We start from the raw sequence: 8,894 nt of genomic DNA on the forward strand, positions 1-8,894 counted from the left end.
AGCCGTGAGCCGCACCTCGCCTGCGCTCATCATTCAGTCAACGAATATTTCGCCCGGCCCATGCCGCATGCGGGAGTTCCACGAGCGCGGGTGCGCCCCGCTTCCTGCGCTCCCGCACCCCCTGCACGGAACCATACCCGGCAAAGTCTGCGCCAAAGTTCCGACACTTTTCCCCAGCCATTTTCCCAGCCCCCGGATTTGCTCACGGCTTTGACATTGGCCCCTGCATTGCATACAAACATTCAGTAGGTGAATGTTTAACGCGCTTCGCGGAGTGACCATGCTGCACCTTTCCGGACAATTTGTCCGCCCAAGCACAGAATACCGCACCCTCGCCATCCTTGAGGCGCTTGCGGAAACGCCGCACCTCAGCCAGTCCGGGCTTGGGGAGCGCACCGGCATGTCCGGCGCCATGGTCAACAGCTACCTCAAGGACCTGCGCGGCAAAAACTGCGTCGAGGCCCGCCCCGTCAACGCCCGCAACTATGAATACCTGCTGACCGACGCGGGCGAGCGCCTGCGCCGCGACCTCTTCTCCGCCTACTGCGCGGAGGTGGTCCGCAGTTACACCGCCGTCAAAACCCTCGTCCGGCGCAAACTCCAAGTACTGGAGGAGCGCGGCCAGAAACGGCTGGTGCTCTTTGGCGCGTCTGAGACCTGCGAGATTGCCCTTTCCACCCTGCGGCACATGGACTGCACCGTCCTTGCCCTGCTGGACAACGACCCGGATAAGCATAGCCAGCAGTTGGCGGGACACACCATATTTCCGCCCCACGTCCTGGAAACCCTCACCTGCGACGCCATCGTCATTACGTCCTTTGGACAGGCGGACGACATCTTTCAACAGATTCAGCCCCTCGCTGAATCCAGAAACATCCCCGTGGTGAAACTATGACCCCACATCCCCCCATACAGCTTGCCTCCGGGCGGCGCATCGGCCCCGGCCAACCCTGCTTTCTCATCGCCGAGGTCGGCAACAACCATCAAGGCAGCATGGACATTGCCCGCCAGATGGTGCGCGAGGCCGCCCGCGCCGGCGCGGACGCCGTCAAATTTCAAAAGCGCGACAACGCCGCCCTGTTCACGCAGGCCGGGCTACGCGCGCCCTACACCGGCGCCAACAGCTTTGGGCCCACCTACGGCGAACACCGCGAAGCGCTGGAGCTCACCCTGCCCCAACTGGCCGAACTCAAGGCCGAGGCCGAAGCGCTGGGCATGGTCTTTTTCGCCTCGGCGTGGGATATGCCAAGCTTAGAGGGCCTCATTGCCATGGATGTGGAGCTGTTCAAGGTCCCCTCGGCGGACCTGACCACCATCCCCATGCTGCGCCGCCTCAGCGCCGTGGGTCGCCCGGTCATTCTCTCCACGGGAATGAGCGACCTTGCGGACATTGACGTTGCAGTGCGCGCCCTCACCGCGGGCGCGGCCCCGGTGGCGCTGCTGCACTGCAACAGCAGCTACCCCTGCGCCCCCGAGGACACAGGCGTGCCCGTCATGGCGCAACTGCGCTCGCGCTACGGCCTGCCTGTGGGCTACTCCGGGCACGAGTCCGGCCTTGCGCCCACCCTTGCCGCCGTGGCCCTCGGGGCCTGCATTGTGGAGCGGCACTTTACGCTGGATAAAACCATGCGCGGCACGGACCACAAGGCCTCCCTCAACCCGGCCGAGTTCACCCAGCTTTCGGCCATGGTCCGCGAAACGCAGGACGCCCTGCGCACCACCACCAAGCGCGTGTTCCCGGCGGAGCAGCAGTGCGCGGCAAAACTGCGCAAGAGCATCGTCGCCGCCCGCCCTCTGCGCGCCGGACAGCGCATCACCGAGGCCGACATCGCCGCCAAATGCCCGGGGACGGGGCTGTCCCCCATCCACTGGGACGCCGTGCTCGGACAAAGCCTTCTGCGCGATATCCCGGCGGACGCCCAGCTATGCTGGGAGGACATGGAAACCGCGCAGCACGCCGTGGGCCGATAGGACAACGCCATGCGCATACTGATGATTGCCATCAACGACCCGGCGGGCACCGCCATCGGCTTTGCCAACGCCCTGAACCAGCACACGGAACACTTTTGCCGCGTGGTCACGCTGGAAACGCGCTACAGCCACGCGTGGGACGCGGACCTGCATGTGCCAAGCCTCGACGCCGCCGGGCTGGACGCCCTGCGCGACGAACTGGAGCACGCAGACGTCTTTCACTTTCACATGACGGCGGATGAGCACCTGCGCCTTGGGCCTTTTGTCCCCGCCGACTACATATGCGGCAAGGCCATCGTGCACCATCACCATGGACACCCGGCCTTTCGCGGCAATCCCCAACACTTCCGGGACAAGTACGCCGCCCTTGGCCGCTCCAACCTCCTTGTCAGCACGCCGGACCTTCTGCGCCTGCTGCCGGAGGCCACATGGCAGCCCAACCTCGTCCCGCAGGACGACCCGCTCTACATGCCCCTTGACCAGCGCGACGCCGCGCCCGTCCGCCTTGCCCATTCCCCCACGCGCAAGGACCTCAAAAATACGGACGACCTGCTCCACGTGCTGACCACCCTGAACGGCTCCCGCCCGCATTTGGAGCTTATGGACGACATTCCGCACAAGGAATGCCTGCGCCGCAAGCGCCAGTGCCACATGCAGTTTGACCACATGCAGGGCTATTACGGCATGAGCAGCCTTGAGGGGCTGAGTCAGGGCGTGCCCACGGTGGCGGGGCTGGATGACTGGTGTACCGGACATATGCAGGACTTTGCCGAAACGCAGGACCTGCCGTGGATTGTGGCCCATGGGCGGGACGAACTCGCCCGCGCCATCACGGACCTTGCCTGCGACTGCGACCGCCGCGACGCCATTGGCCGCGCCAGCCGCGCGTTTATGGAAGACCATTGGAGCGACCGCAAAGTTGTCGCCCACCTCAGCAGCGTGTACGCCACCCTTTCGTAAGGAACCGCCATGCCCGTCAACAGCGCCCTTGCTCCCCGGCACCTGCACATCATCATCCCCTGCCGCAACTGCGGCCAGTGGCTTGCCCAGTGCCTCGCCTCCCTCGTCTCGCAGGAGCGGGACGACTGGTCCGCCACCGTCGCCGACGATGCGTCCACGGACGGCACCGTCAACGCCGCACGGGATTACCTGAGCGACCCGCGCATCACCTTTCTACGCCAGCGCACGCGCCTTGGCCTGATGGGCAATACCCTGAGCGCTCTGGACGCCGCCGCGCCCGGCCCACGCGATGTCGTCGCCATTCTGGATGGGGACGACATGCTCCTGCCCGGCGCGCTTGCGCGGGTGATGCAAACGCACGCCCTCGGCTATGATGTGGTCTGGACGGATATGCAGATTCAGGGGACGGAAGGCTCCACAGGCGCGCCGCTGATACCGGGCATTCCGGTGCGGCAACAGTTGTGGTGCCTGTCCCAGTTGCGGACGTTCAAGGGATATCTTCTGGATGGGCTGGACCGGACGGTCCTGTGTGACGACAGCGGACAGCCCGTGCGCGCGGCTGGAGACTTGGCGCTGTACTTTGCCCTTATCGAACGGGCGGGGGTGGAAAAAACGGCCTTCATTCCGGAAAAGCTCTACTGGTACCGCCAGCATGCCGCCAACAACTGCGCCGCCCTGCGCGAAGAGCAGCTTGCCAACAACGCCCGCCTGCGGGCCTTGCCGCCCCTGCCGCGCCAGACGCAGCACTTTGACGTGCACATCACCGCGCTGGGGCTGGAAAAGCTGCGTCTGCGGGCATTTGGGCAAAGCCTGCGCGCCGACTATCCCCTGCCCTACTCCATCTGCGTGCACCACGACATCGGGCGGGAATCAGGGGACAGCTGGGCGGCCTATCATGACAAATGGATCGCCGAGGGCGTCTACCTTACGGCGCGTCCGAACCCACAGACGCCCGAACCCCTTCACGGACAAGACGGAGTGTCCGCCCCGACGGGTCACGGCGCATAAGCATCTTAAAGAACGCTTCCTCGCGCTGGTGCTTCACCGCGCTCTCATGCGCAAGGCGCAGCTCTTCCACGCCCGACTCATAACGGATCACCTCAAAATTCACCCGCGCAAGGTCCACGCCCAGCCGCCAGTTGTCCGGCTCGCGCAGGGACAGCGCCGAGGCAAAACCAAGGTGATATTCGCCCGCGCCTTCCAAGGCGCCGCACAAGCTCACTAACTGCTTCATCACCCGCGTATCCTCCGGCGCGCAGGCCGAGGCGGCAAGACAGCACTCCACAGCGGCCTCGGGCAAACTCTGCCCCGGTACAAAGCGCAGTCCCGGCCGGAACAGCAACCCACGCTTGCGGCACTCCCGCGCCCACGCCATGTACACATCGCACGGCGACTCCGCCTTCAGAAACGACGCGCCGCCGTCAGTGACCTGCCGGTACCAAAATCCCTTGGCAAGCCCAAGTTCCCCAAGAGCCAACGCGCACATGCTCCCGGCAAAATTCACCACAAAGCTCTGGTGATAGTCGCCGGAATCCATGAGCCACGCGCACAGTTCGCGCAGGTCCTCGTGCTTCTCCAGCGACCATTCAAGGCGCAGGGTCCGCGCCACCATGTGCTCATCCTCAAAGCCCTTAGCCAGCTGCAAAATGCGCTCGCCGTTGCCCCGCAGGTATTCGGCCTCCCACAGCATGGACAGCGTGGACGCCATATGCCATGCGGCGTCCTCCCCGGTCACGCCGTTTTGCCCGCACTGGGCCGCATACTCCACAATCCGCTGCGCGCGGTGCTCTACAAGGTGCTCGCGCTGCACGCGCTCCCACGCGGCGTGGGCCATGGCCTCCGCCACTTCGGGATGACGCTTCACGTAGCGCACGTGCTCCTCAAGCTCCAACACGTCGCCGTATTCCAGCACTTCCTTGCCCGGTTCAAAAAGCCCGGCAATGTCGGTGCCGCCGCGCTGGTTCAGCACAAGACTGCCAACGCTGATCCCTTCGAACAGGCGGAAGTTCACTTCCGCGAGGATGGACTCGTTGGGAATGACGCAAACATCGGCGTAGGTCTCATGAAGCTGGTCGTAGGGAATATTTTCATAGAAGGCCATGCCGTGGTGGGTGGTCATATAGTCCACCAGCCTGCGCCGCACGGGGCGGTAGCCGGACAGGCGGCCAATAAAGCCAAAGGTGTGGCTGCGCTCCTGCCACGGGCGGTAGGGGCGGCGCACGCCAAACCACGGCAGCCAGTACACGCGCGGCAAGCCGCAGGCCTCAAGGCGCGGCACCCAGTGCTGCTGGGTGGTCAGCACCGCATCAAACAGCCGCCCATAATCCACATGCCACCATGCGTTCAGGTGCGTGTCCACAGACCAAAAGAGCTTGGTGCACGCTATTTCGTTCAGCCCTGTTAGGACAGGACGGGCGCCAAGGACCTCCACCTCCACAAACAATTCCGGCTGAAAATCATGCTCCGCAAGCAGAGCGGCAATATTCTGGATTCCCGGCTGCACGCGCAGGCCAAGCACATCATGCCCCATGGCGGAAAACGCGTCCGCCAGATGGGTGTTGTTCACTATACAGATTCGCATTGTTGCCTTGAGTCTCTTGGATGGAAGATGTTGTCTGTTTACACCGAATACGCGCGCGGCGCGGTGGCCTGCGTCAACCGTGTGTACAGGTCGCGGTAGGCCTGCACCTGCCCGCGTAATGAAAACCGCTCCAGCACCGTGGTCCGGCACCGAAGGCCAAGGGCCGGGTCCCGCTCCTTCATGGCGTTGGCCCACACAATGCCGGACGCAAGGTCGCGCGCATCATAGGGCCGGGCCAGCCAGCCCGTCGCGCGGTGGTCCACCATGTCCGGCATACCGCCTACATCAAAGGCCCCAACGGGCGTTCCGCAGGCAAGGGCCTCCAGCACCACGCTCGGCAGGTTGTCCTCCAGCGAGGGGATGAGCACCATGTCCGCCATGGAATACAGCGCGGCGAGGGTTGGCTCGTCATGCACGTAGCCAAACTCCATCACCGGGAAGGGAAGACGCGGCGCAGTGCCGCCCCACTGCCCAAACACGCCAAGCACGGCGTTTGGCACGCGGCCAAGGCTTCGGAGCTCCTCAAGGGCGCGCACCAACTGCCGAAAGCCCTTACGGTGGTTCGCCACACTGGCCGCGCCAAACAGCAGAACAAAGGCGTCCTGCGGCACGCCAAGCCCCTCGCGGATTGCTGGCGCGGGCCATGGCTTAAACACCTCAGTATCCAACCCGTTGGGGATGACCCGTACACGCCGCCCGGAAAACAGCGGACTGCGCGAGGCCAACCCGCCGAGCCAGCGGCTGGGGGTGACCACCTCGGGCCGCAGCGCGCCGTAGGCCGCATGCCGCGTCCGCCACGCCGCGTGCGATATGTCATCACGCTGCGTGGAACCAAGGGCGGGGCACATGCCGCACCCCTCAGTCCAGCGCTCACACCCGGCAGAATAATGACAGCCGCCGGTGAAGGGGTTCATATCGTGCAGGGTCCACACCACGGGGCGCGCTGAGAGTGCCCCAAGGGGGCGGGAAAAATCAATCATTCCGGCCACCCAATGCAGATGCACCACATCCGCCTCATGGATGCCGGGAATATCGTCCACATCCAGCGTGGAAGCCGTGTCCGTAAATATTTCCAGATTGCCGGGGCGCTCCGGGTAGTCCGCCAGCAGGGCCTGCCAGCGCCTGCCCGCATCCACCCACGCCTGCGAAATGTGCGTCACCACCCCATCCGCACCGGTAACGGCGTGCACAGGCTCGCCCTCGCGCGTGGCGACCGAAATGGCGGCATCATCGCCCTGACGGTTCAGCACGCACATGCGGCTGTCCACGCCCTGCGCCACAAGGCCCACGTGCAGGCGATACGCCGCTGTTCCGGCCCCGCCATAGTGCTGCATGCACAGATGCAGAACGCGCATCAGGCCTCCTCCGCCGCCGTCACGCGGGCGCGGTCGAACCAGACGCCGTCGTTGTCGATGGGCCGCAGCGAAAAGCGGATGCCGCGCTCGGCCTGAAATTCCTCCATAGCCTTACGGCACCCCCGCCAAAAGCCGTAATCATCGGCCTGAACAAGGGCCTGTGGATGCAAGGCGTCGTAGAGGTTCTGCAAAATGTCGCGCGTGGATTCGTACCAGTCGCCGTCCATGTGCAGGAAGGCGACCTCGCCCACCTCGGCGCGCGCGGCCGGGAGTGTTTCGCCAAACAGGCCCTTCACCGGGCGCACGATGTCCGCCACGCCAAGCTCGGAGCAGATGGCAAGCAGGCTCTCCTCCGGCGCGGCGCAGGTGCCCGTGCCCCAGCCCGTCTCCTCGGCGTGGACATCGCCGTGTACGTCCTCCGCCGTGGGCTCGGGCATACCCTCAAAGGTATCAAAGGAATACACATGGCGCTCGCGCGTGCTGTAGCGGCGCACCACAGCGGCCAGCAGCGCGCTGGAGCCGCCAGCGGCCACACCGCACTCCACAAAATTGCCGGGCACATCCGTTGTGCACACCCGCCGCGCAAGGCGAAACAGCGAATGCAGCCGCGCCTCCGGCACCATGGTGTAGGGCTTGATACGCGCGAGGAGCTCCGCGAATTCCTCGCCGTACCGCCCGGCCACGGTGCCAAAGCCCAGTTCCTTGAGCTTCTCCAGCATCTCACGCGCGGGGGCGCTGTCCGGGGTGTACCGCAGTTCCTCCTTCAGGGCCTCTACGGCGGATGGCGGGTCCTGCAAGCCGATGAAGGCCTGCGCCCGCAACAGGTCCATCCCCGCCACGGGAACGCGCAGCGTCTTGGCAAGGCTGGTCAGGCGCAGAGCGTCGCCGTACTGGCCGCTCTGGAGGAGCTGCTCCGTCATGGCGGCAAGGTCCACAAGAAAGGGGCGGACGCTGCTTTCCACAATGGACGCGCCCTGCGGGCTGTTTCGGTCCACACCGGCAAGGATGCGCCGGACGGTCTCGAAGGACTGTTCTATTCGCTGCAACATGATGCTTATCCTGTAGGTTTGGTGGCGCATTCCCCTGCGCACGCCGCTTCGGCAGGCTGCTCCGCCTGTGGCGCCAGCCGCTCGCGCACAATGGTGTCGAACAGTTTGGCCTTCTGCGCCATGGAGTGCTCACTGCGGCACCGCTCGCGCCCGCGTTGGGCGATTTCCTCGCGCTCTTCGGGGTGGGCGAGGTAGTAGCCCAGCTTCTCGACCATTTCCTTGTCATCGCGGAAGGTTTCAATCTCGCGCCCAATGTCAAAATACTTGGACAGATTGTCGTAATGCTCCGTGAGCAGGAACGCCCCGCTTCCTGTGGCTTCAAAGATGCGCATGTTCGCGCTCTCGCGCCCGGCGAGGTCCTTCATGGCTCCGCCGCTTGGGGTGCCAATTCTGCCGCGCCCGTCAAAGGCGATGCGCCCGCGCGCAAGGGCCTCGTGCATGGCGCGGCCGTACAGGGCAGGGCGGGCGTAGGCGGCGACCTCCGGCGTGATGGTGTGCACCTCGCCGCTCAGATGCATATCGCAGGAGTAGCCCTTGGCCGACGCCGCGCGGGCCACGGTCTGGAGCATGGCGTTGCGCCGCTCATGCTGGCCGCGCGTCCACTGCCCGCAAAACACAATGTCCGAGCGCTGATCGTCCGGCACGGACTGCGGCATCAAAAATTCCGGAACACCCGGCGAAAAGTCCACGCCCTCGCGCGCGCCGATGCGTTCGGCCTCCTGCCGCAGGGCGGCAAGGCTGGACAGCATCACGTCAAAGCCGCGCCAGTCCGTCCCCTGCGGGATGTCCGCCGCGCGCCAGCCAAGGGTCAACCGCGGCGTAAAGGACAGCATGTGCAGAAAACAGCCGTCAAAGGTAATAGGCTCGGTCAAATACACAACATCCGGGTGCAACTCCTCAAGCTGCATCATGGCGATGTGGCGTACCCAGTCGCCCTTGGGCAAAGGATACCCCCGCTCACTCAGCCACGCGGCCTGC

The 8,894-nt window shown here is 64.9% G+C and carries 8 protein-coding genes; 4 read left to right on the top strand and 4 right to left on the bottom strand.

Annotated features, from left to right (window positions below):
* Positions 1–280: 280 nt before the first annotated feature.
* The 4 genes from ACY69P_RS10660 to ACY69P_RS10675 are packed head-to-tail and all read left to right on the top strand — an operon-like array spanning position 281 to position 3,939.
* On the top strand, positions 281–895 hold the full coding sequence (locus ACY69P_RS10660; protein WP_462327455.1) for a winged helix-turn-helix transcriptional regulator: 615 nt from the start codon (positions 281–283) through the stop codon (positions 893–895).
* Positions 892–1,971, top strand: coding sequence for an N-acetylneuraminate synthase family protein (locus ACY69P_RS10665; protein ID WP_462327456.1), 1,080 nt, complete (start codon positions 892–894; stop codon positions 1,969–1,971). The genes ACY69P_RS10660 and ACY69P_RS10665 overlap by 4 nt, the downstream gene beginning before the upstream one ends.
* Before the next feature lie 9 nt (positions 1,972–1,980).
* Positions 1,981–2,931 carry a glycosyltransferase gene (locus ACY69P_RS10670; protein WP_462327457.1) on the top strand — a complete coding sequence of 317 codons (951 nt, stop codon included), beginning with the start codon at positions 1,981–1,983 and terminating at the stop codon, positions 2,929–2,931.
* Positions 2,932–2,940: 9 nt separating this feature from the next.
* Entirely contained in the window at positions 2,941–3,939 is a 999-nt protein-coding gene (locus tag ACY69P_RS10675) for a glycosyltransferase family 2 protein (protein ID WP_462327458.1), read from the top strand.
* Here the strand turns inward: ACY69P_RS10675 and ACY69P_RS10680 are convergent.
* The 4 genes from ACY69P_RS10680 to ACY69P_RS10695 form a co-directional block, all read right to left on the bottom strand.
* The gene (locus tag ACY69P_RS10680; RefSeq protein WP_462327459.1) at positions 3,857–5,512 is read right to left on the bottom strand and encodes a glycosyltransferase family protein; all 1,656 of its coding nucleotides are present in this window, start codon (positions 5,510–5,512) and stop codon (positions 3,857–3,859) included. The two genes, ACY69P_RS10675 and ACY69P_RS10680, sit on opposite strands and share 83 nt — an antisense overlap.
* Positions 5,513–5,550: 38 nt before the next feature.
* Entirely contained in the window at positions 5,551–6,867 is a 1,317-nt protein-coding gene (locus ACY69P_RS10685; protein WP_462327460.1) for a glycosyltransferase family 4 protein, read from the bottom strand.
* Complete coding sequence (locus ACY69P_RS10690) at positions 6,867–7,916, bottom strand: TylF/MycF/NovP-related O-methyltransferase (protein WP_459899380.1); 1,050 nt, start codon at positions 7,914–7,916, stop codon at positions 6,867–6,869. Before ACY69P_RS10690 ends, ACY69P_RS10685 begins: the two co-directional genes overlap by 1 nt.
* Positions 7,917–7,921: 5 nt before the next feature.
* On the bottom strand, positions 7,922–8,894 hold a 973-nt coding region (locus ACY69P_RS10695), incomplete at its 5' end, for a glycosyltransferase family protein (protein ID WP_462327461.1).

It is taken from the genome of Desulfobaculum sp. (assembly GCF_054921475.1).

Bases quoted from the DNA above. Each gene is read 5' to 3' on its own strand.
- ACY69P_RS10685 (WP_462327460.1), bottom strand. From the start codon at position 6,867: ATGCGCGTTCTGCATCTGTGCATGCAGCACTATGGCGGGGCCGGAACA.
- ACY69P_RS10690 (WP_459899380.1), bottom strand. From the start codon at position 7,916: ATGTTGCAGCGAATAGAACAGTCCTTCGAGACCGTCCGGCGCATCCTT.
- ACY69P_RS10675 (WP_462327458.1), top strand. From the start codon at position 2,941: ATGCCCGTCAACAGCGCCCTTGCTCCCCGGCACCTGCACATCATCATC.
- ACY69P_RS10670 (WP_462327457.1), top strand. From the start codon at position 1,981: ATGCGCATACTGATGATTGCCATCAACGACCCGGCGGGCACCGCCATC.
- ACY69P_RS10680 (WP_462327459.1), bottom strand. From the start codon at position 5,512: ATGCGAATCTGTATAGTGAACAACACCCATCTGGCGGACGCGTTTTCC.
- ACY69P_RS10665 (WP_462327456.1), top strand. From the start codon at position 892: ATGACCCCACATCCCCCCATACAGCTTGCCTCCGGGCGGCGCATCGGC.
- ACY69P_RS10660 (WP_462327455.1), top strand. From the start codon at position 281: ATGCTGCACCTTTCCGGACAATTTGTCCGCCCAAGCACAGAATACCGC.